General features: G+C 66.8%; 28 protein-coding genes. 18 read left to right on the top strand and 10 right to left on the bottom strand.

Annotated features, from left to right (window positions below; translation table 11 throughout):
• Positions 1–30: 30 nt before the first annotated feature.
• From NQJ30_RS08090 to NQJ30_RS08080, 3 genes are all read left to right on the top strand, one after another.
• The gene (locus tag NQJ30_RS08090; protein WP_374113233.1) at positions 31–1,383 is read left to right on the top strand and encodes an MATE family efflux transporter; all 1,353 of its coding nucleotides are present in this window, start codon (positions 31–33) and stop codon (positions 1,381–1,383) included.
• 25 nt (positions 1,384–1,408) lie between these two features.
• Positions 1,409–1,999 carry a hypothetical protein gene (locus NQJ30_RS08085; protein ID WP_255769363.1) on the top strand — a complete coding sequence of 197 codons (591 nt, stop codon included), beginning with the start codon at positions 1,409–1,411 and terminating at the stop codon, positions 1,997–1,999.
• A 105-nt stretch (positions 2,000–2,104) separates the two neighbouring features.
• Positions 2,105–2,476, top strand: a complete 372-nt coding sequence (locus NQJ30_RS08080; RefSeq protein WP_255769362.1) for a hypothetical protein — start codon at positions 2,105–2,107, stop codon at positions 2,474–2,476.
• A 14-nt stretch (positions 2,477–2,490) separates the two neighbouring features.
• On the opposite strand, the gene NQJ30_RS08075 is transcribed toward NQJ30_RS08080, so the two are convergent.
• Positions 2,491–3,051 (bottom strand): CGNR zinc finger domain-containing protein, encoded by a 561-nt coding sequence (locus tag NQJ30_RS08075; RefSeq protein WP_255769360.1) that lies wholly within the window; start codon positions 3,049–3,051, stop codon positions 2,491–2,493.
• Positions 3,052–3,122: 71 nt separating this feature from the next.
• Between NQJ30_RS08075 and NQJ30_RS08070 the strand changes: the two genes are divergently transcribed.
• A complete protein-coding gene (locus tag NQJ30_RS08070; protein WP_255769358.1) occupies positions 3,123–4,139 on the top strand; it encodes an EamA family transporter in 1,017 nt (338 codons plus the stop codon).
• Between the two features lie 69 nt (positions 4,140–4,208).
• Here the strand turns inward: NQJ30_RS08070 and NQJ30_RS08065 are convergent, their stop codons facing one another.
• A complete protein-coding gene (locus tag NQJ30_RS08065) occupies positions 4,209–4,472 on the bottom strand; it encodes a WXG100 family type VII secretion target (protein ID WP_255769356.1) in 264 nt (87 codons plus the stop codon).
• A gap of 236 nt (positions 4,473–4,708) precedes the next feature.
• Here NQJ30_RS08065 and NQJ30_RS08060 point away from each other — a divergent pair, with 236 nt between their 5' ends.
• On the top strand, positions 4,709–4,981 hold the full coding sequence (locus NQJ30_RS08060) for a DUF2277 domain-containing protein (RefSeq protein WP_255769354.1): 273 nt from the start codon (positions 4,709–4,711) through the stop codon (positions 4,979–4,981).
• A 7-nt stretch (positions 4,982–4,988) separates the two neighbouring features.
• On the opposite strand, the gene NQJ30_RS08055 is transcribed toward NQJ30_RS08060, so the two are convergent.
• The 6 genes from NQJ30_RS08055 to NQJ30_RS08030 all read right to left on the bottom strand — a co-directional run bounded on the left by NQJ30_RS08055 (position 4,989) and on the right by NQJ30_RS08030 (position 10,407).
• Positions 4,989–7,211 carry a heavy metal translocating P-type ATPase gene (locus NQJ30_RS08055; protein ID WP_374113234.1) on the bottom strand — a complete coding sequence of 741 codons (2,223 nt, stop codon included), beginning with the start codon at positions 7,209–7,211 and terminating at the stop codon, positions 4,989–4,991.
• A gap of 106 nt (positions 7,212–7,317) precedes the next feature.
• Positions 7,318–7,548: a heavy-metal-associated domain-containing protein gene (locus tag NQJ30_RS08050; protein WP_255769351.1), complete on the bottom strand. Its 231-nt coding sequence runs from the start codon at positions 7,546–7,548 to the stop codon at positions 7,318–7,320.
• A 66-nt stretch (positions 7,549–7,614) separates the two neighbouring features.
• The gene (locus tag NQJ30_RS08045) at positions 7,615–7,962 is read right to left on the bottom strand and encodes a metal-sensitive transcriptional regulator (RefSeq protein ID WP_255769349.1); all 348 of its coding nucleotides are present in this window, start codon (positions 7,960–7,962) and stop codon (positions 7,615–7,617) included.
• Between the two features lie 273 nt (positions 7,963–8,235).
• On the bottom strand, positions 8,236–8,754 hold the full coding sequence (locus tag NQJ30_RS08040) for a universal stress protein (RefSeq protein WP_255769347.1): 519 nt from the start codon (positions 8,752–8,754) through the stop codon (positions 8,236–8,238).
• 69 nt (positions 8,755–8,823) lie between these two features.
• Complete coding sequence (locus NQJ30_RS08035) at positions 8,824–9,597, bottom strand: class F sortase (protein ID WP_255769345.1); 774 nt, start codon at positions 9,595–9,597, stop codon at positions 8,824–8,826.
• A gap of 114 nt (positions 9,598–9,711) precedes the next feature.
• On the bottom strand, positions 9,712–10,407 hold the full coding sequence (locus tag NQJ30_RS08030) for a hypothetical protein (RefSeq protein WP_255769344.1): 696 nt from the start codon (positions 10,405–10,407) through the stop codon (positions 9,712–9,714).
• Between the two features lie 296 nt (positions 10,408–10,703).
• Here NQJ30_RS08030 and NQJ30_RS08025 point away from each other — a divergent pair, with 296 nt between their 5' ends.
• The 3 genes from NQJ30_RS08025 (at position 10,704) to NQJ30_RS08015 (ending at position 12,402) form a co-directional block, all read left to right on the top strand.
• Positions 10,704–10,904 carry a hypothetical protein gene (locus NQJ30_RS08025; protein ID WP_255769342.1) on the top strand — a complete coding sequence of 67 codons (201 nt, stop codon included), beginning with the start codon at positions 10,704–10,706 and terminating at the stop codon, positions 10,902–10,904.
• Positions 10,905–10,985: 81 nt separating this feature from the next.
• Positions 10,986–12,122 (top strand): WD40/YVTN/BNR-like repeat-containing protein, encoded by a 1,137-nt coding sequence (locus NQJ30_RS08020; RefSeq protein ID WP_255769341.1) that lies wholly within the window; start codon positions 10,986–10,988, stop codon positions 12,120–12,122.
• Entirely contained in the window at positions 12,115–12,402 is a 288-nt protein-coding gene (locus tag NQJ30_RS08015; RefSeq protein WP_255769339.1) for a MoaD/ThiS family protein, read from the top strand. Before NQJ30_RS08020 ends, NQJ30_RS08015 begins: the two co-directional genes overlap by 8 nt.
• Before the next feature lie 85 nt (positions 12,403–12,487).
• On the opposite strand, the gene NQJ30_RS08010 is transcribed toward NQJ30_RS08015, so the two are convergent.
• Positions 12,488–12,724 carry a hypothetical protein gene (locus NQJ30_RS08010; protein WP_255769337.1) on the bottom strand — a complete coding sequence of 79 codons (237 nt, stop codon included), beginning with the start codon at positions 12,722–12,724 and terminating at the stop codon, positions 12,488–12,490.
• A gap of 201 nt (positions 12,725–12,925) precedes the next feature.
• Between NQJ30_RS08010 and NQJ30_RS08005 the strand changes: the two genes are divergently transcribed.
• Complete coding sequence (locus NQJ30_RS08005) at positions 12,926–13,426, top strand: hypothetical protein (protein WP_255769336.1); 501 nt, start codon at positions 12,926–12,928, stop codon at positions 13,424–13,426.
• A gap of 39 nt (positions 13,427–13,465) precedes the next feature.
• Positions 13,466–14,554: an ATP-dependent DNA ligase gene (locus NQJ30_RS08000; RefSeq protein WP_255769335.1), complete on the top strand. Its 1,089-nt coding sequence runs from the start codon at positions 13,466–13,468 to the stop codon at positions 14,552–14,554.
• Positions 14,555–14,668: 114 nt separating this feature from the next.
• Here the strand turns inward: NQJ30_RS08000 and NQJ30_RS07995 are convergent, their stop codons facing one another.
• Complete coding sequence (locus NQJ30_RS07995) at positions 14,669–15,988, bottom strand: MFS transporter (protein WP_255769334.1); 1,320 nt, start codon at positions 15,986–15,988, stop codon at positions 14,669–14,671.
• A 233-nt stretch (positions 15,989–16,221) separates the two neighbouring features.
• Here NQJ30_RS07995 and NQJ30_RS07990 point away from each other — a divergent pair, with 233 nt between their 5' ends.
• The 8 genes from NQJ30_RS07990 (at position 16,222) to pcaC (ending at position 24,358) form a co-directional block, all read left to right on the top strand.
• Entirely contained in the window at positions 16,222–17,091 is an 870-nt protein-coding gene (locus NQJ30_RS07990; protein WP_255769333.1) for an IclR family transcriptional regulator, read from the top strand.
• Positions 17,092–17,230: 139 nt separating this feature from the next.
• Positions 17,231–18,112, top strand: a complete 882-nt coding sequence (locus NQJ30_RS07985) for a shikimate dehydrogenase (RefSeq protein ID WP_255769332.1) — start codon at positions 17,231–17,233, stop codon at positions 18,110–18,112.
• Complete coding sequence (locus NQJ30_RS07980) at positions 18,112–20,082, top strand: bifunctional sugar phosphate isomerase/epimerase/4-hydroxyphenylpyruvate dioxygenase family protein (protein WP_255769331.1); 1,971 nt, start codon at positions 18,112–18,114, stop codon at positions 20,080–20,082. The genes NQJ30_RS07985 and NQJ30_RS07980 overlap by 1 nt, the downstream gene beginning before the upstream one ends.
• 28 nt (positions 20,083–20,110) lie before the next feature.
• Positions 20,111–21,007, top strand: coding sequence for a protocatechuate 3,4-dioxygenase subunit beta (pcaH, locus tag NQJ30_RS07975; protein ID WP_374113232.1), 897 nt, complete (start codon positions 20,111–20,113; stop codon positions 21,005–21,007).
• On the top strand, positions 21,000–21,569 hold the full coding sequence (gene pcaG, locus NQJ30_RS07970) for a protocatechuate 3,4-dioxygenase subunit alpha (RefSeq protein ID WP_255769330.1): 570 nt from the start codon (positions 21,000–21,002) through the stop codon (positions 21,567–21,569). Before pcaH ends, pcaG begins: the two co-directional genes overlap by 8 nt.
• On the top strand, positions 21,566–23,068 hold the full coding sequence (locus NQJ30_RS07965; RefSeq protein WP_255769329.1) for a lyase family protein: 1,503 nt from the start codon (positions 21,566–21,568) through the stop codon (positions 23,066–23,068). The genes pcaG and NQJ30_RS07965 overlap by 4 nt, the downstream gene beginning before the upstream one ends.
• Positions 23,061–23,882, top strand: a complete 822-nt coding sequence (locus NQJ30_RS07960; RefSeq protein ID WP_255769328.1) for an alpha/beta fold hydrolase — start codon at positions 23,061–23,063, stop codon at positions 23,880–23,882. The genes NQJ30_RS07965 and NQJ30_RS07960 overlap by 8 nt, the downstream gene beginning before the upstream one ends.
• Positions 23,879–24,358, top strand: a complete 480-nt coding sequence (gene pcaC, locus NQJ30_RS07955) for a 4-carboxymuconolactone decarboxylase (RefSeq protein WP_255769327.1) — start codon at positions 23,879–23,881, stop codon at positions 24,356–24,358. Before NQJ30_RS07960 ends, pcaC begins: the two co-directional genes overlap by 4 nt.
• Positions 24,359–24,463 lie beyond the last annotated feature (105 nt).

Here is a 24,463-nt window from a genome sequence, read left to right as displayed (position 1 = left end):
CTGCACCCGGCCCGCCCTTAAGCTGGCACTGTGCCGATCCCATCCTCCGTTGCGCCCGCGGTGCGCCCTGCCAGTCCTGCCCGGGAGATTCTGCGGCTGGCGGTTCCGGCATTTGGCGCGCTGATTGCCGAGCCGCTCTTCCTGCTTGCCGATTCGGCCATTGTGGGCCATTTGGGGGTCGCCCAGTTGGCCGGGGTGGGGCTGGCTTCTGCTGTGCTTCACACCGCCGTCGGCCTGATGATCTTCCTGGCCTATTCCACCACCCCTGCGGTGGCCCGGGCGATGGGTCACGGCCAGTTAGGCAAGGCTCTCGCTGCAGGGCGCGACGGCGTCTGGCTGGCTTTGCTCCTGGGCATTGTCCTGGCGGTGGCCGGCTTCTGGGCCGCCGAACCGCTGGTCATGCTGATGGGAGCGGAGGGCGACGTGCGGATGTTCGCCGTGGACTATCTGCGCTGGTCTATGCCCGGCCTGGTGGCCATGCTGCTGATCTTTGCCGGGACGGGCGTGCTCCGCGGGCTGCAGGACACCAAAACACCGCTTGTGGTGGCCACCGCCGGCTTTACCCTGAACATCCTGCTTAACCTTTGGCTGGTCTATGGCCTCGGCTTGTCGGTGGCCGGCTCGGCGATCGGCACCAGCGCGGCCCAGTGGGCCATGGCTGCCGTCTACCTGGTGATGGTCCAGCGGAATGCGGCCAGGCACAGCGTCAGCCTGCTGCCCCACTGGAAAGGTATCCGGGCGCTGACCCGTGTGGGCTCCTGGCTGATGCTTCGCACGCTAAGCCTGCGCATCGCGATTCTGGCCACGGTCTTTGTGGTCACCGGGCAGGGTGCCGTGAACCTCGCGGCACACCAGCTGGCCATGACTATTTTCTCGTTCCTCGCCTTTGCGCTCGATGCCCTCGCGATCGCCGCGCAGGCGCTGATCGGCAAGGAGTTGGGTGCGTCAAACCCGGCGAACGCACGGCGGCTGACGCGGACGATGATTCGCTGGGGCATCGGGTTCGGCGCTGTCACCGGGGCGCTGCTGGCCATCGCGGCACCGTGGGCAGGGGTGTTGTTCACCGCCGACGCCGACGTCCGGTCTGCCCTGACGTATGCCCTGTGGATACTGGCGGCCGGCCAGCCCATCGCCGGCTACGTTTTTGTCCTCGACGGTGTGCTGATCGGAGCCGGAGACGCCAGGTACCTGGCGCTGGCCGGGGTGGCGAACCTCGCCTTCTATGCCCCGCTGCTGGCGGCGGTTGCAGCCGCCGGAGGATCCGGCCCGGCCGGGCTCGCGTGGCTGTGGGCGGCGTTTGCGGTCGGCTACATGGCCGCCCGTGCTGTGACGCTGGGCTTGCGCGCACGGTCTGACCGCTGGATGGTGCTGGGTTCGCCTTAGGACCAGCTCCCACTAAACTGGACCGGTGAACCCACCACTGACCCGTGCAGACACGGCCGCAGAAACCGCCCACCAGGCTGACCTGTGGAAGCCGGTACTCCTCCGTGCCCTGGCCGGCCTGGCCTTTGGTGCGCTGACCATTTTCTGGCCGTCGCCGTCAGTCCAGCTCATGGGCTGGGCGGGCGGACTCTACCTCCTGGCTACCGGCCTGCTGGTGCTCTGGGGAATCCCGAAGACCGGCTACATGCGGGACCGGATGCCCGGCAAGATCTTCGCCGCCGCAGGGGCTGCCCTGACGGGGGCGGGCGTTGCGCTGGTCCTGCTGCACGGTGACCGGGTCTTCGGCTCCGTGGCGGCCCTGGGCGTGGGCGTGGCCGGAGCAGTGGAGCTCTATTGCGGTATCCGGTACCGGGGAAGGCACGGGCTTGCCCGCGACTGGATCGCCTCGGGCATCATCGGACTCGGCACTGCGGCGATTCTTCCCTTCTTCATCAGCCTGGGCGCCCACGCCCTGCTGGGTGTGGCCGGCGGCGGTGCCATCATCTCCGGCGTGTTGTGGGTACTGTCCGGGCTGACCCTCAGGCACGATGCCAGGGACGCCGCCCGGAAGCCGTAAACTAGAAGCAGGCCGTTCTACCCGGCGTAGAAAAAGCGTGGGACGGCTACCATTCAATATTCAAAACCAGCAGGCCTCTCCGGCCCGGCTGTAGGAGGAAATATCGTGGCAGACCAGCAACCAGGCAAACCGCGCAGGCTGCGGACCTCGGTGAAGGGGCCGCTGATGTTTTCCGCGTTCTGGGCCGTCCTCGCCTTCGTATCGGTGCTGATCTTTGCCTCCGGCGGCAGCGCAAAGTCCCCGCGGTTCGATCTTGCCTTCACGGGTGCCGGCATTGCTTTTATTGTCACGTTGGTGATCGCTGCCATGCTTTCCATGAGCTACAAGGAAAATGCCGAACACCTGGGCAAGGGCTCGGGCGTCAACCTCAGCTCGGCTAAGAAGCCCTCTCACGGCTTCGGCGGGAACAGTCACGGCCAGGCGGACGGCTCTACGGATACGCCCGACGTCGACGGTCCAGGTACGGGCCGCTCCTAGCCCGGCGGCGGCGCCTAGCCCGCCGGCGAGCTGACTGCTGTCGCCTGCCTTGCCCGGTAGGCGGCGACGTGCGCGCGATTGGCGCAGTTCCCCGTGTCGCAATACCTCTTGGACCGGTTGCGGCTCAAGTCCAGGACCACGGCGTCACAGTCGTCCGCGCCGCAAACCAGCAGGCGGTCCATCTCCTTGCTCCGGATGACGTCCACCAGTGCCATGGCAGCCTCCGTCCCCATCCTGTCTGCGAGTGGGGCGTCCCCGGTAGTGGCGTGCAAATGCCAGTCCCACCCGTCGTGCTTTTTGAGCTGGGGGAGCGCATTGGCTTCGCGCAGCAGCCGGTTGACGCCGGCCACCGCGGTGTCCTCGTCAGCGGTCCATAAAGCGGCCAGCCGCTCGCGCAGCTCGTGGACGCTCGCCACTTCGGCGCCGTCGCGGGTGCGGGAGCCGCTGAAGCGTTCCGCTTCGAGAAAACGGTCCAAGTCGGCCACTGTAACCAAGGACTCGCGTCCGTTCGCGGCCGTGTTGATCAGATTCACCACCGTGCGCAGGGCAACTTCCGTGTCAGGGGCAAAGACCACCTTGACTCCTTACTGAAACCGGGCGTAATGTCAGGACCATTACCCCACTTTACTCCTGACAGGAGGCGCCGGTGTCCGCCGCGCTCAAACCCGCAACCGCACGTGGATTTCTGGGCTCCGGCCTTGGCATAGCGTTCTTTTCCTCGGCCGTCTTCGGATTGTCCGGCTCGTTTGCCAAGGCACTTTTGGAGTCGGGCTGGTCGCCCGGCGCAGCCGTGACCGCGCGATTGACCGGTGCCGCGCTGATCCTGGTCATCCCCGCGGGCCTGGCACTGCGGGGACGCTGGCACCAGCTGCGGGACAACTGGATCGCCATCTGCCTTTTCGGGCTGATCGGGGTGGCTGCCTGCCAGCTCTTCTACTTCAACGCCGTGGCGCGCCTCTCCGTGGGCGTGGCCCTGCTGCTTGAGTACCTCGCCCCGGTGCTCATTGTGCTGTGGCTATGGGTGGCCAGTCGCAAACGGCCGCGGGCCTGGACATTCGGCGGAACGGTGCTGTCCGTCGCCGGCCTGGTGCTGGTGCTGGACTTCACCGGGGCGGTCAAAATCGACGTTGTCGGCGTCCTCTGGGGGCTTGCCGCCGCGGTTTGCCTGACCATCTATTTCTTCATCACGGCCAAGGAGAATGATTCGCTGCCGCCTATCGTCCTGGCATCAGCCGGGCTGCTGGTGGGTGCGGTGGTGATGTGGCTGGCCGCGGCCACCGGGATCCTTCCCATGGCCTTCAACACCGCCGACACCCGGCTGGGTCCTTGGATAACCGCCTGGTGGATTCCCTTGGCCGGGCTGGTCATCCTGGCAACCGTCCTGGCCTACGTTTCCGGCGTCATGGCTGCCCGCGCGCTGGGCTCGAAGGTTGCGTCCTTCGTCTCGCTGACCGAGGTGCTGTTCGCCGTGATTTGGGCGTGGCTGCTGCTGGGCGAGCTGCCCGGCGCCATCCAGCTCCTCGGCGGTGTGTTTATTGTTGCCGGGGTAGTCCTGGTGCGGCTGGACGAGCTGCGCACCGGTGCCGCGCTGCACGCCGGCGTTGCCGCCCCGCTGGATCACGCGAACGACGTCGAGCCTGTCCCCCGGGTGCCGCGCGGGTAAACGGGTGCCGCGCGGGTAATCGGGTGCCGCGCGGCCGCCCGAAGGGCCCTTTCTGCAAGCAAAGCAGGCCTAGCGTGAAGCCTGGTCCTGTTCGTTGGCGTTCTTCGTGGCCTTCTGGCCGGCATCCTTCAGCGCCTGGACCACCTGGTTCAGCGCATTGGTGTGCGTGCCGGACCATTCGCTGCGAAAGTGATCCGCGTCCGGGCCCTTCCACAGGGTGCTGTCCAGCAGGCGGGTCAGGTTGCTCCGCTGCTGCTCGATCTCCGACGCACCGGCCTGAAGCTTCGTGCCAAGAGTCCTGAGCTGCTCTACATCTGCGCCCCAAATAGCCATCAGTTTCTCCTCATAAAGTCATTGGATCCGATCCAGATCGGCATCCCCAGCGGCCTCCGGCTCATCCGGAAGATCCATTGCCCCAAACCTATCCCGGCCCGCCAAAACCCGTCGATGGGCACCGCTGCCCATGCACCGCTCCTCACGGGCGGGACCCCGGGCAGGACCCCGGAAAGGGGACCGGGCCGCGCCGGACCGGGGTCGATTCCGGGCGTGGCAGAGCCTAGCATGGCGGTATGTGCCGGAATATCCGAACCCTTCACAACTACGAGCCGCACGCCACCTCCGAGGAAGTGCATGCCGCCGCCCTGCAGTATGTCCGCAAGATCAGCGGGAGCACCAAGCCGTCCAAAGCCAACGAGGACGCCTTTGAAGCCGCAGTGCACGAGATCGCGCACGTCACCCAGCACCTGCTGGATTCGCTGGTGACGCAGGCGCCGCCGAAGGACCGCGACGAGGAGGCGGCCAAGGCCAAGGCCCGGTCCGCCGTCCGCTTCGGCACGGCCTGAGCGCAGCCTACTTGCCGAAGCTGCGCAGCCGCAGCGAGTTGGCCACCACCAGGACCGAACTCGCGGCCATCGCACCGCCGGCAAGCATCGGGTTCAGAAGACCCAGGGCCGCTACCGGTATGCCGATGGCGTTGTAGAAAAACGCCCAGAACAGGTTGGTCTTGATGGTGCCGAGGGTCCGCCGGGAGAGTTCAATCGCCTGGGCCACCTGGCCGAGGTCATCGCCCATGACAGTCAGGTCCGCAGCTTCAATGGCCACATCGGTGCCGGAGCCCATGGCGATGCCCAGATCGGCCTGGGCCAGCGCGGCGGCGTCGTTCACGCCGTCGCCGGCCATGGCCACCGTGGCACCGTCGGCCTGAAGCTGCTTCACAACCTCAACTTTTCCGGCTGGCAGCACCCCTGCGTGCACATCGTTAGCGGAAATCCCGACGGCGGCAGCCACCTGTGCGGCCACTGCAGCGTTGTCCCCCGTCAGGAGGATAGGCCGTAGCCCCAGCCGCTTCAGCCGTTCGATGGCCGCCGCCGATCCTTCCTTAAGGGTGTCCCGCAGGGTGATGATGCCGGCAGGAACGCCGTCCACCGCAACCCAGATGGCCGTGGCGCCGCCAGCTTCCGCGGCCGCCAGCTTTTCCTGCTCCAACGGGGAGATGCGGACGCCATTCTCACTCAGCCAGCCCGTGCGGCCCGCCAGGATGACGCGCCCTCCCACGGTTCCGGCCACTCCGCCGCCGGGCGCCGAACGGAAGTGTTCGACGGCGGGAAACCCGCCGCCGTCGTACGTGGCCTGCACCTGGCGGGCCGCCGCGGCGATGGCATGGGCGATGGGGTGCTCCGAGGCAGCTTCGACTGCACCGGCGAGCCGCAGCACGTCCTGGCCACGGTGGCCGTCAAAGGCAACGGTGCCGTCCACGGAAAGCTTCCCCGTGGTGATCGTGCCGGTCTTGTCGAGCAGGATGGTGTCCACGGTCCGGGTGTCCTCAAGGACCTGCGGGCCTTTGATCAGGATCCCCAGCTGGGCTCCGCGCCCCGTTCCGGTGAGCAGGCCCACCGGGGTGGCGAGCCCGAGGGCGCAGGGGCAGGCGATGACCAGGACGGTGACGGCGGCGGTGAACGCAGCCCGAAGCTCTCCGGGGTCAATCGCCGGGCCGCTGAAGGCGAGCCACAGCCCGAAGGTCAGCACCGCCACGACCAGCACCACCGGGACAAAAACCTCGCTGATCCGGTCAGCGAGCCGCGCTATGGGGGCCTTGCCGGTCTGCGCCTGGGAGACCAGCCTCGCCATTTGGGCGAGCGTGGTCTCCGAACCCACCCGGGTGGCCCGGACCAGCAGGCGGCCGGACGCGTTGATGGTGGCGCCGGTCACCTTGCTCTCCGGCCCCACCTCCACGGGGACGGACTCGCCCGTCAGCAGCGAAGCGTCGACGGCGGAGCTTCCTTCGATCACCACGCCGTCGGTGGCAATCTTCTCGCCCGGGCGGACCACCACGATATCGCCCACGCGGAGCTGATCGGCCGGTATTTTATGTTCGGCGCCGTCCTGCAGGACAGTAGCGTCCTTGGCGCCAAGGTTCAGAAGGGCTTTGAGGGCGTCGCCGGCCTTCTGCTTGGCATTGGCTTCCAGGAACCGGCCCAGGAGCAGGAAGGTGGTGACCACCGCGGCGACCTCAAAGTACAGGCCGCCGGTTTCCATGCCCTCCATGCCGGGGTGTTCGGTCATGCGCGGGTCCAGCGCCAACTGCCAGACGCTGAAGAGGTACGCCGCGGCGACGCCGATGGAGACGAGGGTGTCCATGGTGGAAGCGAGGTGGCGTGCGTTGACCGCGGCGGCGTGGTGGAAGGGCCAGGCGGCCCAGCTCACTACGGGAAGCGCCAGCAGGCCGGCCACCCAGCCCCAGTGGGGGAACTGCAGGGCCGGGATCATCGAGATGAGGAATACGGGAACGGTCAGCGCTGCGGCCAGGATCAGCCGGGGGCGCAGCTCGGCGGCGGTGCCGCCGTGGGACAGGTGATCTTCCGGGTGCCCATGGACGCCTTGGGGACGGGCCGGGAGTGTCCGGAGGGTTGCCTTGTAGCCCGTGGCGTTGACGGTGTCCACAATTTGCTGGTCCGTGATACCCGCCGGAACCGTGACGTGGGCGGACTCAAGGGGAAGGTTCACAGACGCTTCGACGCCGTCGAGCTTGCCGAGCTTCCGTTCAACGCGGTTCACGCACGACGCACACGTCATGCCCTCGATGTCCAGTTCAACCACGCGGTTACCCGCCTGTTTCAATGACTTCTCCGTGTGCACGGTGGATCGCCCGATTTCTGAATAGTGCCCGGTGTATACGTAATTACGCGTCGATTGCCACAACCAGGTAGCCCGCCTCGGCTACGGCTTCGCCGATCTCGGCCGGTGACAACTCCTGGCTGGAGGTGATGGTGACGGTGGAGACGCCCCCGGCGTTGAGGTCGACGTCGACTCCCTCAACCCCGGCGAGGGACTCGATTTCTTCAGTGACGGAGGAAATGCAGTGACCGCAGGTCATCCCGGACACACTGACGGTGGTGGAGACGGTGCTCATGGTTGCTCCTTGATAAGGGCCGGGCGGGTTGTCCCGGCTGTGGTTGGCTGGTTGGCTGTGCTGCTGTCAGCGCAGGAGGCGGCCAATGGCTTCTGCCGCTTCCTTGACCTTGACGTCGATGGCTTCCGCGCGCAGGTCAGGATCAGGCTCGGCGGCGGCGCCCACCACGCAGTGCCCGATGTGTTCTTCTACCAGGCCCAGGCTGACGGCGTGCAGGGCCTTGGTGACGGCGGAAACCTGGGTCAGGATGTCGATGCAGTATTTGTCCTCATCCACCATGCGGGCAATGCCGCGGACCTGGCCTTCGATCCGTTTGAGCCTCCGCAGATAGGCGTTTTTGTTGGCTGTGTAGCCGTGCGGGGACGCGGCCTCGGGTGCTGCCTGCCCCTGGATGGTTGCCTGTTCTGAGTCCATAGCCACAACATATACCCCAAGGGGGTATCAAGGCAAGTACCCCCGGGGGGTATCAGGCTAAAGATTCTGCGCACAAAAAAGCTCCGGAGTGCGTTATTGGGGGATACGCACTCCGGAGCAGTCTTTGGGCAGATGCCAACGGCCCTTGGACCGAATCTCTCTGCTTGAATCAGCTTACTTGCCGGTATCGCCCGGCGCCAGCACCTCGAATAACTACTTTCGCTTTATTATTTCGGGCGTCTTCATGCGGGCCTCAGCACCCGTCCGGCCGGGCTATTCACGGTCCTCGTGCGCCGGCATTCGGTAGGGAACCACCAGCACCGGCCGGCTCTGGTGGTGGGTCAGCCACAGGCCCACCGAGCCGTTCAGCATTTCGGAGATCCTGTGGGACAGGCCGCGTTCGGAGGTGCCCACGATGATCATGGGAACATTGCTCTCCGCGGCGAGCCGGCCGAGGGCACGGGCCGGGTCGCCCGCCAGGGTGCGGAGAGTCCACGGGACAGGCGTGCCGCCCGTCCCGGCATTGGCCAACGTGCCTTGAATCAAGGCTTTAAGGCCGGCGGTCACTGCTTGGATGTCCGCGTCGTCCCGATCCGGGTGGAGCGAAAGGCGATGTGCCGACCGGCCGGGATCCCACTCCACCAGATAGCTGGCTTCGTCAACATAGGCACATAACAAAGGCGCCGACAGCCGGGCGGCAAGGTTCGCCGCCGTCGTCAGCACTTCCGGGTGCTGATCGGGCCGCACCCCCACGAGGAGCGGGGGCGGCCCACTGAACCGTTCAGGAGTCATAGCCCCATTTTGTGCCCGCCGCCGGTCCTTGAACAGGGCCAACCGGATCGCGCGGTCAGGAACGGGTGGTCAGGCGCGGACAGGTGACGCAGAGACCACGACGTTTTTGCCCCACGGATCCTCTGTGTAGCAGCTGATCAACACCACCCGGTTGGGCACCATGTCCCAGATGGGGCTGTCCTTGAGGCTGGCCTTGAGATAGGTGGTCACGCTGTCCACCCGGTAACGGATGCTGCCGGTCGCTGTGACGACGTCGAATTCGTCGCCCACCGCAGCCCTCGAGCTGAGGTGGTTGAACGGGGCGTCCCGGTCTTCCCAGCTGTGCCCGATGACGTACGTGGTGTTGTCCGAGCCGCTGCCCGGACTCCCGAACGGAGTGAGCCAGTAGCCGTCCATGGTGGCCGGCGGCACCACGGTCCGGGTGGCAACCGCCGAACCATCCGGTTCGAGCGGGTGGACACCGGCATCGATTGCCGCCCCCGGGTAAATGATCCGCACCGGCGCCGAAGCGGCCGGGAGTGCCAGCCCGGGATCGGCCGCAGCGGACGCGGGGCCGGAAACGGGGCCGGGGGCTCCGGCCTGTTCTTTGGACAGCGGCCAGGGAAGGGCCGACGGCGGTGCAGCCGCGGGTGCCGCAATTTGGGCAGCGTGGATGCCGGCAGCCCCGGGGTTGCCGGCGTCCCAATGGCTGAGTATCGGGCCGCCGAAGGTCAGGGACAGGAAACCCAGGACTCCGCACAGCAGGATCGCGAAGTCGCCCCGGTTCAAGCCCCGGCCGCGGGCCCGCCCTGAAGCGCGCCACAGTCGTCCGCCCGCGTTATGCCTGCCAGGTTTCTTTGGCATGAGGTCCCCATTTCCGTGCGGCTGGTCAGGTGCAGCTAATCGGAGAACGAAACGAGGGTGTCCCGCCGGGTATGGCGGGACACCCTCTGTGGTGTCGTCAGACGCCCGGTGGCGTCAGCGCGCCGTCGGAGGTTCTGTCCGGGACCTGCGCCGCACCGAGACCACTGCGCCCGCACCCAGCAGAACGCCCAGTCCGGCCAGCCAGGTAGTGCTGCCCTCAGTCCCGCCCACGGCCGTCTGTGCGTTGAAGCCTTCGTTGGTGCCTCGACTGACAGCCGCTGCTGGAACCTTGGCGGCCGCCACCTGAGGCGCGGCGACCTGACCGGCCGGGGTCTGCGTGACCGGGGTCTGCGCAGCGGGCGCTTCAGGCACCACCACTGGCTGTTTTGCTGGTGGCTGCTGCGCGGTCGGCTGTTCGGCGGGCGGCTGTTCTGCCGGTGGTTGTTCAGCTGGCGGCTGTTCGGCTGGCGGTTGTTCAGCCGGTGGCTGTTCGGCTGGCGGTTGGTCTGCCGGTGGCTGTTCGGCCGGCGGCTGCTCTTCCACGGGAGGCGCCACGACCACGCCGCACAGTTTGTAGCCCTCCCCGGCCACCCAGTTCAGTCCGGCGGGCAGGAACTCATTGGGTTCGATGATGTCGTTGGGGTGTCCGGCGTGTCCGTTCACTCCGTTCGGCCCCGCATTCGAGCTGACGCTGATCATCTTCCCTGCATGGCAGATGTCCATTTTGTCGGCGGCCGCCTGGGCCGGGGCCGTAACGCTGAGCAATGCCAGCCCTGCGACCCCCAAAATCGGTAAGGCTTGACGTTTCATGGTGTTTCTCCCCAGATTGTGTGAAACGGACCATGGCCGGAAGGAGTAGCGGACTCCTGGTGCCCCGGCACGGTCAGCTTGCTTGAGACTTCAGGCTAGGGCCGCCGGCCGGGGCGGGTCCTGAGTAGCGGGTACTCGTCTTTGAATGCCATTGACCTGCGGTGATACCTGCTTCTACGCGGAAATGACAGCGCGCTACCGGACTGGGATACCCGTACCGGCGATGCAGCCCGGACCCTTGAACGGCGACCTGCACGCGCCTACCGTTGTGTCATACGAAAGGTGCGTGACTGGCCATGGAAATCTATATGTGGTGGTTGGACCTGAACCTGAACAGCAAGGAATGGCTGCGGGAGAACCTGCGCGCCGAGGAGCTTCCATTACACGTGCTCCAGGGCATCGCCGAGGCGGGCGGGCCGCACCCGGAGACTCTCGTTGCCGTCCTCACAGGGCAGGACTGGGATTTCATCGAGGCCCAGTCGGAATTCATCGACTGAGCCCTCGCCGAGCTGGTCTGGGTTACCCACATGGCCGAAAAAACCGTTGCGGCCGCCCAGCCGTGATGGTTGCATTGGGGCATGGCAACCGCAGAGAGCTTTGTCCTGGCGATCGGAACCAAAAAAGGCCTTTGGTTGGCCACCAGCGACGACCGCCAACGGTGGACCTTCACCGGCCCGCACTTCCTGATGAGCGAAATACCCAGCATCGGCATAGACACCCGGGACGGCCGGACCAGGATCATGGTGGGCGTCAGGTCTGAGCATTGGGGCCCCACGGTGGCGCACTCCGATGACCTGGGCGCCACGTGGTCGGAGCCCGAAAACGGCGCCATCGCCTTTCCCGAAGATACTGGCGCGGCGGTGGAGCGGATCTGGCAGATCTACCCGGACGCAGAGTCGCGGCCCGGCGTGGTGTGGGCGGGAGCAGAGCCGATTTCGGTGTGGAAATCCACCGACGGCGGCGAGCACTTTGAACTCAACCGCGGTCTCTGGGACCATCCCCACCGCAGCGAATGGGGCGCCGGATACGGCGGCGCCGCCGCACACTCCATCGTGGTCAACCCCGCCGGGGACAACGTCCATATCGCCATGAGCACCGGGGGTGTGTACCGCTCGCTCGACGGCGGGACCTCCTGGGAGCCCCGCAACACCGGGATCTCGGCGTACTTCATGCCGGACCCCAACCCCGAGTTCGGGCAGTGCGTGCACAAGATTGCAGCGGACGCCGCCGTCGAAGGCCGCCTCTATGCGCAGAACCATCACGGCGTTTACCGCACAGATGACAACGGCGAGCACTGGGAGTCCATCGCGGAGGGGCTTCCGGCGGACTTCGGCTTTGTGATGCTCACCCATCCCCGGCGCGAGGGCACAGCCTGGGTAGTGCCGTTGAAGGCAGACGGCGAACGGATCCCGCCCGAGGGCAAGCTTGCCGTGCACCGCACGGACGATGCCGGCGCCACCTGGAAGCGGCTCGATTCCGGGCTGCCCACCAGCGAGTACAACAGCGTCCTGCGCGACGCCGCTGCCGTGGATTCCGCCGAACCGGCAGGCGTCTACTTCGGTACCCGAGGCGGCACGGTCTACGCCAGTGCTGACGAAGGCGAGACGTTCACCGAAGTGGCCACCCACTTGCCGGACGTCCTGTGTGTCCGCGCGGCCGTCATCCAGGGTGCGGCACTCCCGGTGCCGGAAACTGCGGCCGCCCGCAGTGCCTGACATCAGTGTGGTGCTGCCCAGTGTCCTCCAGCCTCTGGCCGGCGGGCAGTCCATCCTGACTGCGCCCGCCGACGGGCCGGTGACTGTGGGGAAGTTGCTCGAAACGGTGACGGGGGACTACCCGGTGCTGGCCCGGCGCCTGCGGGACGAAACCGGGGCACTGCGCCGCTACGTGAATATCTACGTAAACGGCGACGAAGTGCGCAGGCTCCACGGCCTGGAAACCGAAGTGGCCGCCGGTCAGGAGGTTCTGATCATCCAGTCGGTGGCCGGCGGCTGAGCGGGGTCCTCGACGGCGGGCAGTCCTGGCTGACTACGCCCGCCGCCGCGGTCCTGGAAGATGGACCCGTGCCCGGCGCAGAGCCTCAGGCCACGCGCCACACGCTGCATTCGTCCGTACTGATGGCTTTCCTGGAGCCGGTATGGCGGTCCATGATCCACACCATCCCGATTCCGGGGGCGGTCTCCTGGACACTGCCACGGCGGATTACCACGTCGTCGTAGTTCGGGCCCACGGACATCCGGGCTTCGATTTCGTCGCCGCGGTGGAGCTGGTCCAGGGCGCGGACCCGGGTTACATGGGCTTTGGCTTCCTTCAACATGGTGGCCTCCTGGCTGGAGCTGTCGCCTGCGCTTGCCGGCACTTCCAGTGTGGCGGCGCATTGTTGCGGAACGGTTTCCTGATGGTTATCGCCCTGTTAGTTCTCGGAGCCGGTCCGGTTTCGGTACCGGCAACAGATTGATCGGCCGGATTGCCGCCGGATTGCAGCCACTGCGGCGAACCGGGCGCATAGGGTTGGTACATGGAGATCGCAGGCGGGATCTGGACGGTGCTGCTGAGCGCTGCGGCGGTGGCTCCACTGGCAACCTTTGGCGTTGTCCTGGTGGCCTTCCTGACTTACCGGCAGAAAACGAACGCTGACAAGCGCGACCAGTGGTGGAAGCGCGCACAGTGGGGCATCGACTCGGCCCTGGACGCGGCCGATCCGCCGCGCCGGCTGGCCGGGATCAAGGTGTTGGTTCAACTCATTGGCAGCGATCTTGCCACACCGGAGGATGCTGACCTGATGAGCGCACTCGCCGTGGGCATCCAGGACCAGGAGCTCGCCCGGCACGAGCTTGTAGCCACACCTCGGGAGGGCGTGATTCCCGGGGCGCGCCCCGGCGGCCAGCCGGGTACGCGGCACGAAGTGCTGCTTAACTCACGGGGCAGGACAGCGGTGGTGGATTCGGCCGCAGCAGCCGGCATACTCCACGAGGCTGAGCTGCTGCTGGCCCCTGACGTGCGACGATCTTACACCTAGGCCTATCGCGGGCGCTGCCGGCGGGCAAGAATGTTGCCTATGAAACTCCCCGTCATGCCTCCTGTCCCGCCCATGCTCGCCAAGGCCGTCAGCGGCTTTGGCGGTGTCCCCGAAGGAGGCGGCCTCAGCTTCGAACCCAAGTGGGACGGGTTCCGGTCCATCATTTTCCGCGACGGGGATGATCTGGAGATTGGCAGCCGCAACGAGAAGCCCATGACCCGCTACTTTCCGGAGCTGGTGATTGCCCTGAAGGAGAATCTGCCGCCGCGGTGTGTGGTGGACGGTGAAATCATCCTGGTGGGTGCCTCCGGCGAACGGCTGGACTTCGACGCCCTGCAGCAGCGCATCCATCCCGCCGCCAGCCGGGTGAAAATGCTGTCCGAGCAGACGCCAGCCAGATTCGTGGCCTTTGACTTGCTGGCGCTCGGGGATGAGGACTACACCGGCAGGCCCTTCGCGGAGCGCCGGGCCGCCCTGGAAACGTCTCTCGCCGGCAGCAAGTCCCCCGTCCACCTCACCGCCGCCACCCAGGACGTGGCCACCGCAGAACAATGGTTCGAGCAGTTCGAGGGCGCGGGCCTGGACGGGATCGTGGCCAAGCCGCTGGATGGCACGTACCAGCCGGACAAGCGAGTGATGTTCAAGATCAAGCACGAACGCACGGCCGACTGCGTGGTGGCCGGCTACCGGGTGCACAAGAGCGGGCCGGACGCCATCGGTTCGCTGCTGCTCGGGCTGTACAGGGAGGACGGCGGCCTGGCCAGTGTGGGGGTGATCGGCGCCTTCCCGATGAAGCGGCGGCAGGAACTCTTCGAGCAGCTCCAGCCGCTTGTCACCGACTTCGATGACCACCCGTGGGCCTGGGCCAAACAGGCGGAAGGCGAGCGGACGCCGCGCAACGCCGAGGGCAGCCGGTGGAGCGGCGGCAAGGACCTGTCCTTTGTGCCCCTCAGGCCGGAACTGGTGGTGGAGGTCAGGTACGACCATATGGAGGGTGAGCGCTTCCGGCACACGGCCCAGTTCTCGCGCTGGCGGCCGGACCGGGATCCCGAATCCTGCACGTACGCCCAGCTGGAGGAGCCGGTGAACTTCGATCTCGCGTCGGTGCTGGAGACCGGACGCCCGTAGGGCCTCACGCCGCCGCCGGCGTGCTTCAGCTGCCGGACTGGCCCGTTTATCAACGCGAAAGCCCGCCATTTCCAGAAATGGCGGGCTCTCGGGTTTCAAAACCGGGCTGGTGCGTTACTTCAGGCCGAGCTGCTTGGTGGGTACCTTGTAGGTTTCCTTGGCCGTCAGGGCGGAGATCGCTGCGATACCGCAGATCACGGCGGTGAAGATGCTGATCTGGACCCAGCCGCCGGGCTTGATGCCGCCCATCGCAGCCACGATGGCCGGAGCAAAGCCTGCCATCAGGAAGCCCAGCTGCGTGCCAATCGCCAAGCCGGAGAAGCGGACCTTGGTGCTGAACATCTCGGCGTAGAACGACGGCCAGACCGCGTTGGAGGCTGCATAGCCGAAGGAGAAGAACCCGATGGCGGCCACGAACATCAGCGGCACGCTGCCGGACTCGAGGCTGAGCAGGAACAGCGGGGTAAGGACTGCGCTGGCCACTGCACCGTAGATGAAGACCGGCTTGCGGCCGATCCGGTCGGCAAGCTTGCCGAACAGCGGCTGGGTGCCCAGAGCCACGAGGTTGGCACCCACTACCAGCCACAGGGTGGTGGTGCCGTCTACGCCGGCCACCGTTTTGGCGTAGCTGATGGCCAGGGTGCCGAACACGGTGGAAACGGCGGCGATGAAGGCGCAGGCAACGACGCGCAGGACGTCGCGCCAGTGGCCCTTGAGGAGATCGGCAACAGGCAGTTTCGAGATCTGGGCCGTCTTCTGCGCTTCCGCGAAAGCGGGCGGTTCGTGCAGCGTGCGGCGGATGAAGAACGCAACCACAACGACGACGGCGCTGAGCCAGAACGGGATGCGCCAGCCGATGCCGTACTTGATCTCGTCCGGGAGGGCCAGGACGGGAATGAAGACGAGGGCTGCGAGGATTTGGCCGCCCTGGGTGCCGGTGAGGGTCCAGGAGGTGAAGAATGAGCGGCGATTGTCCGGGGCGTGCTCCAGCGTCATCGAGGAGGCGCCGGCCTGCTCACCTGCAGCCGAGAGGCCCTGGCAAAGCCGGGCCAGAACCAGCAGGGCCGGAGCCCACCAGCCTACGGTCTTGAAGTCGGGAAGGCAGCCGATCAGGAACGTCGAGGCGCCCATCAGGACCAGGGTGAACATCAGGACCTTCTGCCGGCCCACGCGGTCCCCGAAATGGCCCAGGATGACGGCGCCCACGGGCCGTGCCACGTAGGCAAAGCCGAAGGTGGCGAACGACATGATGGCCGCGTTCGCGTCGGCGCTGGGGAAGAAGACTGTCGGGAAGATCAGCGCTGCCGCGGAACCGAAGATGAAGAAGTCGTAATACTCGACGGCGCTGCCCAGGAAGCTGGCGAGGGCGGCTTTCTTTGGCGTCCCGGCCGGGGCAACGATGCCCGGCTCCGCGGACGGAAGTGTCTGGCTCATGGAGTTCCTTTTGGTGTGACGACGTTGTCGCGGATGGATCTGGAGAAGCGCAGCCGCACCTGCCTGTCGTGGCAGAGGGCGGTGCGGCTGGTGTCCGTTCAAAAGACCCGGACTAGTAGCCACATGGTGGGAGCTACTTGTGCGATACAGCAATGATGGCTGTGAGCACTGTCACTTGTCAAGAAAATAATCACCATCTAGAAATAGCTCTCACAATGTGGCAACATCGAGATATGAGTGTGAACCAAACCACAGCCGACAATGACGTCTCCAGCGGGCAAGACCCGAGCCCGGCCCCCGACCAGGCCGCCGCCCCCGCCCCAGGCGAGGGCAAGTCCGCCCGGTCCGCAGACCGCACCGACATGGTGGGCAAGGCACTAAGCCTGCTGGTCCTGCTGGGGGATGAGCCGCGCGGTGCAAGTGCCGCCGAGATCTCGCGCCGCGCCGAGCTTCCGTTCAGCACCACCTACCGGCTGCTGGGTTCACTCACCCGGGACGGTTTTGTGGACTACGAGCCGGACGGCCGGCGCTACCACCTTGGCCTGCGCATCTTCCAGCTGGGCCAGCGGGTCTCGAACCACCACGGCTTTGCCGGTACGGCGCTTCCGATCCTTCGCCGCGTCACCGACCAGACCGGCGAGGCCACCATCCTCAGCGTCCGCGACGGCCATCACCACCTCACCGTCAACAAGGTGGATGGCCCCCAGACGTTCCGTGTCACAAGCGACCCCGGCCACCTGGGCGCCCTGCATGCCACCGCGGTGGGCAAGGCCCTTGTGGCGTTTGCCGAGGATGCGGAACGGGAGGCCCTGATCGAGGAGCTCGACCTGGCGCCGCTCACCGACCACACCATCACCGACCGCGCCGCCTTCCGCGCCGAAATGGAGCGGGTTCGGCGTCAGGGTTTTGCCGTGATGGATGAGGAAAACGAGAACGGGATGCGCGCGGTGGCGGTCCCGCTTCTCAACGCCCAAGGCCATGCCTTTGCGTCGCTCGCCACTGCTGTCCCGGTTTTCCGCCTCAGTATGGAAGGCCTCCTGGCGCACGTTCCCCTGCTTCAGGACGCTGCTGCCGAGCTCGCCGCGCGGCTGCCGCAGCGCTAAAAACGGCCCCAAAAGTTCGCATGTAGAACAAGCGTGCGATAAGTGAACATCTGCTGTACTGTAATCCCTATCACCTGGCCCGCCGCGTCCGCCCTGTGCGCCGCCGCCCGTCAGGTGCCGTATCAAAGGAGCTGCCCGGATGAGCAATCGAACTGAGTCCTACCTTGTGGGACTGGTCGGCGACGGCGTCACGCCGTCACTCACTCCACCCATGCACGAACGCGAAGGCGACGTCCAAGGCCTGCGCTACCTCTACCGCCCCATCGACCTGCTGGAACTCGGATTGCCGGGCGACGCCGTCGGGGAGCTGCTTAAGTCCGCCCGCAGCCTCGGTTTCAACGGACTGAACATCACCCACCCCTGCAAGCAGCTGGTCCTCCAGCACCTTGACGAAGTCTCGCCGGATGCGCGCAGGCTCGGCGCCGTCAACACCGTGGTGATCGAAGACGGCCGCTTCATCGGCCACAACACCGACTTCTCCGGTTTCGCCGCCGCCCTGGCGTCCGGCCTTCCGGACGCACGGCTGGACCGCGTGGTCCAGCTCGGCGCAGGAGGCGCCGGGTCCGCCGTCGCCTACGCGCTGCTCACCGCCGGCGTGAAGGTGCTGGACCTGGTGGACACCGACGCCGCCCGCTGCGCGGCACGTGCCGCAGAACTGTCCGGGTTCTTCCCGGACCGCACCATTACACCGCGTACGACGGCGGAGCTGCCGCAGCTGATGCCGCCGGCTGACGGTCTGGTGCACTGCACACCCGTAGGCATGGCCGCTCATCCCGGCGCCCCGCTGGACCTGGAACTGCTCGAAGCCCGGCATTGGGTGGCGGACATCGTCTACCGGCCCATCGAGACCGACCTTGTGCTGAGCGCCCGCGCCAAGGGCTGCCAGGTCCTGGACGGCGGCCGCATGGCCGTTGGACAGGCGGCGGACTCGTTCCGGATCTTCACCGGCCTGGACGCCGACGCGGACCGCATGCGCAGCCACTTCCTGGAACTCGTGGCCCAGGAAGAGGTGGCTGCCTGATGCGCACCGGAATCGCCACAGTTTGCCTCTCCGGCACCCTGAAGGAAAAGATGCAGGCCTGCGCCATCGCAGGTTTCGACGGCATTGAAATCTTCGAGCAGGACCTCGTCACCTCGCCCCTCACCCCGGAGGACGTGCGCAAGATGGCGGCAGACCTGGGCCTGACGCTGGACCTTTACCAGCCCTTCCGCGACTTCGACAGCGTGTCCGAGGATCTCCTCGCCGCCAACCTTCGCCGCGCCGACGCCAAATTCAAGCTGATGGCCCGGCTGGGCATGGACACCGTGCTGGTCTGCTCCAACGTGGCCACCGCCAGCATCGACAGCGACGACCTCCGCGCGGAACAGCTCGGCCGGCTGGCTGCCCTGGCCGGGGATCACGGCGTCAAGGTTGCCTATGAGGCCCTGGCCTGGGGCAAGTACGTCAGCGATTACGAGCACGCCCACCGGCTGGTTGAGGCCGTGGACCACCCCAACCTGGGCACCTGCCTGGACTCCTTCCACATCCTCTCCCGCAACTGGGACACAGCGCCCATCGAAGCCTTCAGCCCGGACAAGATCTTCTTCGTCCAGGTGGCGGATGCCCCGAAGCTTTCCATGGACGTCCTGTCCTGGAGCCGGCATTACCGGGTGTTCCCCGGCGAGGGCCAGTTTGAGCTGGCCAAGTTCATGGGACACGTGGTCCGTGCCGGGTACAGCGGCCCGGTCTCGCTGGAAATCTTCAACGACGTCTTCCGGCAGTCCGATGTTGAGCGCACCGCCGTGGACGGCATGCGGTCGCTCATCTGGCTGGAGGAGCAGAGCGCCAAGTGGCTCGAGGCCAACGCCCCGGCCCTCTCCGCCGGAGCCCTCGGCACCCCCGGCATTGGTGCGAGTGGCAGTGGTGCCACGTCCCGCCGTCGTTATCCCATGGAACTGGCCACCCTCCCGCAGGTGGCCGAACCGGCCGGCTACAACTTTGCCGAGGTCAAGGCCGCCGACACCAAGGGCCTGGAAACGGTCCTGGGCCAGCTCGGCTTCGAATTCAACGGCCGTCACCGCACCAAGGACGTGCAGCTCTGGACCATGGGCCATGCCCGGGTCATCGTCAACGAGTCGGCGCCCGCTTCTTCCGACAGCGCGGCGGACACCTCACCGGCCATTGCCGCGTTGGGGTTCGACGTCGATTCCCCGGTGATCGCCTCGGCCCGGGCGCAGCAGCTCAAGGCCCCGGTGGTTCCGCGTAAGAGCCAGGCCAACGAGGAAGTGTTCCAGGGCTTCGCCGCGCCGGACTCCACAGAGATCTTCCTGTGCCAGGGCAGCCCCGACGGCACGGCCGCGTGGACCAGCGAATTCGGCGAGGGACTGGAAGTTCCGGTTGCCGGTGCCACCGCCGTGATCGACCACGTCAACCTCGCCCAGCCATGGCAGCACTTTGACGAGGCCGTCCTGTTTTACACGAGCGCTCTGGCGCTGGAGCCGCAACCTTTCGCCGAGGTGCCCAGTCCCACCGGGCTGGTCCGTTCGCAGGTCATGACCACCGGAGACAGGGCAGTGCGGCTGGTGCTGAACCTGGCGCCCCTGATCCAGCAGGACGGCGCTTCCGGAGCGGATCCATCGCGAACGGGCGCGCGGAGGACCTACCAGGAGCACATCGCGTTCGCGGTGGGCGATCTGGTGTCCACTGCCAGGGACTGCAAGGCCCGCGGACTGGAGTTCCTGCAGATCCCGGCCAACTACTACGAGGACCTGGCGGCCCGGTTCGGCCTCGATCCCGACTTCCTGGCGACGCTGCAGGAACTGAACCTCCTGTACGACCGCGACGCCGACGGCGAGTTCCTGCATTTCTACACCGCTACCGTGGGCAGCGTGTTCTTCGAAATGGTGGAACGCCGCGGCGCCTATGACGGCTACGGGGCGCCGAACGCTCCCGTTCGCCATGCAGTCCAATACGACCTCCTGCACCGACTCAACCCCGTACCCACCAGATAACACCAACACCCTGTGAAAGGAGGCTGCTGTGCCTGAAGAAATCAACTTTGAAACCTACAACGCGGATCCGCTCACAGAGGACGTGTCCGATGAAGTCACGGAGGCCGCAACGAAAGAGTACGCACCCCTGGACGCCGCCGCTGAGTCGCAGGCGGATCTCAGCGCCGAGATGAAGGCGCTCGGCGATGCCTACGCCCAGGCCCTCAAGAACGGCGGCCAGGCTGAAATCCAGCCGCGGCTGGACTACGCACCGTACCGCAGCAGCGTCCTGCGCCACCCCACCAAGGACCTGCACCACGCGGACCCTGAGACCATCGAGCTGTACTCGCCGGCGTTCGGGCACATGGACGTGCACGCACTGGAGGCGGACCTCACCATCCAGCACAACGGTGAACCCTTGGGTGAACGGATCGTTGTGTCCGGGCGCGTCCTCGACGGTGACGGCCGCCCCGTGGCCGGCCAGCTCGTGGAGATCTGGCAGGCCAACTCGGCCGGCCGCTACATCCACAAGCGCGACCAGCACCCGGCACCGCTGGACCCCAACTTCACCGGCGTGGGCCGCTGCATCACCGGGGCTGACGGCTCCTACAGCTTCACCACCATCAAGCCCGGCGCCTACCCGTGGAAGAACCACCTCAACGCCTGGCGCCCGGCCCACATCCATTTCTCCCTGTTCGGCTCCGAATTCACTCAGCGGATCATTACCCAGATGTACTTCCCGGGCGACCAGCTGTTCCCGCTGGACCCGATCTACCAGTCGATCGTGGACCGGGACGCCCGCGACCGGCTCGTGGCCACCTACAACCACGAGCAGACCAAACCTGAGTGGGCCATGGCCTACAACTGGGACATCGTCCTGACCGGGTCGAAGCGGACCTGGACCGAGAACGAGGCCCTCGGAGCGGAAGGAGATGACCATGAGTAATCCCAGCCCCACCAAGCTGACTCCCACCCCCGGCCAGACAGTCGGACCCTTCTTCGGCTACGCACTGCCCTACGCCAAGGACCGCGAACTGCTGGCTCCCGGTTCCCCGGGATCCATCCGGCTCCAGGGCACCGTGTATGACGGAGCGGGCCACCCGATCCCGGACGCGATCCTGGAAATCTGGCAGGCTGATTCCGAGGGCAAAGTCCCGCAGCACACCGGATCGCTGGTGCGCGACGGCTACACGTTCACCGGTTTCGGCCGCAGCGCCGTAGGCAACACCGGCGTCTTCACCTTCACCACCGTCAACCCCGGCCCCACCGAGGAAGGCGCAGCAGCCTTCATCTCCGTGGCGGTCTTTGCCCGCGGCCTGATGAACCGCCTCTTCACCCGGATCTACCTGCCGGAAAACGAAGAGGCGCTGGCGAAGGACCCGCTGCTGAGCTCCCTGGATCCGGAACGCCGGAAGACGCTGATCGCCCGCCGCGACGCCGACGGCGGACTCACCTGGGACATCCGCCTGCAGGGTGAGGGCGAAACAGTCTTCCTGGACTTCCAGTGACTGGTGCCGCCCTGGGTTCCGGAAGCGCGGCCGACGGCGACGTCGGCCTGCTCAGCCCTGTCTCGGCGTCGCCCCTGGTGGCGGCGCTGACCGGCGACCAGGCTGTGCTCGGGGCGATTCTCGCCGTCGAGTCCGGCTGGGCCGCCGTGCTGGACAAGGCGGGCCTGGCACCTGCCGGGTCCGCCGCCGTCGTGGCGTCCGCGGCAGAAGCGGGCCGCTACGACGCAGCAGACATCGCGCTCCGGGCCCAGGGCGGCGGCAACCCCGTCATCCCGTTGCTGGCTGACCTGCGGAAACAGGTTTCGGCGCTGGACGCCACCGGCATTGGTGCCGGAAAAGCCGTGCACACCTCGCTGACCAGCCAGGACGTGCTGGACACGGCCCTGATGCTGCTGGCGCGCAACACCGTTGAGGCGCTGCTCGGCGACCTGAAAAGCACGACGACGGCGCTTGCTGCGTTGGCGGAACAGCATGCGGACACGCTGGGCGTGGGCAGGAGCCTGACCCAGCATTCCCTCCCGTTTACGTTCGGGCTCCGGGCAGCGCAATGGTTCCATGGCGTGGCCGCCGCGGGTCACCAACTGGAAACCGTTCAGTTCCCGGTGCAGTTCGGCGGCGCCGCCGGAACCCTCGCCGCCGCAACCGTACTGAGCGACGGCACGTCCGCCACGCCGTTCACGCTGGCCGATTCCCTGGCCAAACAGCTGGGCCTCGCCCCTTCCCCGGCACCATGGCACACCAACCGGCTGGCCGTCACCGCCCTCGGCAACGCCCTTGCCACAGTGCTCGGCGCCGCCGGCAAGATCGCTACGGACGTCCTCTTTATGAGCCGGCCCGAAGTAGCCGAACTCGCCGAACCCCGCGCTGCGGGCCGCGGCGTGTCCTCCGCCATGCCGCAGAAGCAGAACCCGGTGCTGTCCGTCCTGATCCGCAGCGCCGCGCTCCAGGCTCCGCAACTCGTGGCCCAACTGCACGTGGCCGCCGCCAACTTCAACGACGAACGGCCCGACGCCGCCTGGCACACCGAATGGCCGGCACTCCGCCAGCTGCTGCGGCTGGCGCTGGGCGCCGCGGGGCATCTCCGCGAGCTGGCTGAAGGCCTCCAGGTTTTCCCGGATGCCCTGCGCCGTAACCTGGACCTGGCCGGACCGCTGCTGCTGGCCGAAGGGGTGGGCGCCGCCGTCGCCCCGCTCCTGGCCGAGAAGGATGGCCGCACGGGCAAGGAGCAACTGCAGGAAGTGGTGAACCGGACCTTGGCCGCGCCTGCCGCTGAGCAGGGAGCCACCTACCGCCGCGAGCTCCGCGAGGCCGTCCCCGGGGACGTGCTAACTGATCTTCGGCTGGACGAACTCCTTGACCCCGCCAATTACGTGGGACAGGCAGCAGAAATCTCCCGGCGCATCCTGGCCGCGTACCCCGATTTTGCCCCGGCCAACCCCGGGTCAGCAGGCCCTGTCCCCTCAACCCACCCCGACCAGAACGGAGCCAACCGTGGCTAAACCGACCCTGAAGGCAGTTCTGCTTTCGCCCGAACGAGCCCTCGGCGAACACCCGCTGCTGGTGGTTGGCCCGTCCCTTGGTACCTCGTCCGCAGTCCTCTGGGGCGCGACCGCCACGCTGCTGGCCAACGACTACGACGTGGTGGCCTGGGACCTGCCCGGCCACGGCGTCTCACCCAAGGCCACCGAAACCTTCGACGTCGCCGCGCTGGCGGACTCCGTCGTCGAGCTGGTGGACTCGATTGCCCCCGGCGAGACGTTCCACTACGCCGGCGTCTCCCTCGGCGGTGCCACCGGACTGCAACTCGGCATGAAGCACGGCGAACGCCTCAAGAGCCTGTCCGTCCAGTGTTCCGGCGCCAAGATCGGCACCCCGGAAGGCTGGCTGGACCGGGCCGAACTGGTCCGCTCCCAGGGTACCCCCGTGGTCATCCAGGGCTCGGCGGAGCGCTGGTTCGCACCCGGGTTCATGGACCGCCAGCCGGACCTGAGCAGCAAGCTCCTGCACTCCCTCCGGGACGCCGACCGCTTCAGCTACGCGTTCTGCTGCGAGGCGCTGGCCGCCTATGACGTCCGCACCGAACTCGGCAGCATCACGGTCCCCACCCAGGCTGTGGCGGGTGTGGCGGACACTGTTGTGCCGCCGTCGTTCGCGGAAGAAATCGCTGCCGGCATCACCGCCGGGGGAGGCACCGCGAACGCGGTATCCCTGGAAGGCGTGGCGCACCTGGCCCCCGCGGAGGCACCCGCCCACGTTGCCGAACTGCTGCGGAGCCTCATCACGTGGAGCGAATCGCGCGGAGCGGCCAAGTGAGCGGGCCGGGTGCCGGAAGCGAACGGCACGGCGTGGTGCAGCCGGACGCCACCAGCCAGGAAATTTACGACGGCGGCATGGTGGTCCGGCGCGAAGTGCTGGGCGCCGCGCACGTGGACCGGGCGAACGCCAGGAAGGACGGGTTCACCGAGGACTTCCAGGACATGATCACGCGGATCGCGTGGGGCGGCATCTGGACCCGCCCCGGCATTTCGCGCCAGATGCGCTCCGCCGTGACCATCACCGCGATGGTGGCGCACGGGCACTGGGAGGAGCTGGCCATGCACATCCGGGCGGCCCTCACCAACGGCCTGAGCAGGGACGAAATCAAGGAAATCCTGCTGCAGACCGCCATCTACTGCGGCGTGCCGTCCGCCAACACGGCGTTCAAGACCGCGCAGCAGGTCTTCCATGAAATGGACAACGAGGAGATCGACACGACCCGAGCCGACGCGCCTGACCTCCCCCAAACCTGACCGCCCCAACCTGCACCCACCCAACTGACTCGCACTTGACGTCGTGAAACGCGCGTTTGGCGACGTTAACTGCCAGTCAGTTGGGTTCCCAGACAACAAGAGGAA

This window comes from Pseudarthrobacter sulfonivorans (assembly GCF_024391045.1).
GTDB classification, from domain to species: Bacteria; Actinomycetota; Actinomycetes; order Actinomycetales; family Micrococcaceae; genus Arthrobacter; species Arthrobacter sulfonivorans_B.
The sequence above is the reverse complement of the archived record's forward strand: the minus strand, read 5'-3'. Positions and strand labels throughout refer to the sequence as shown.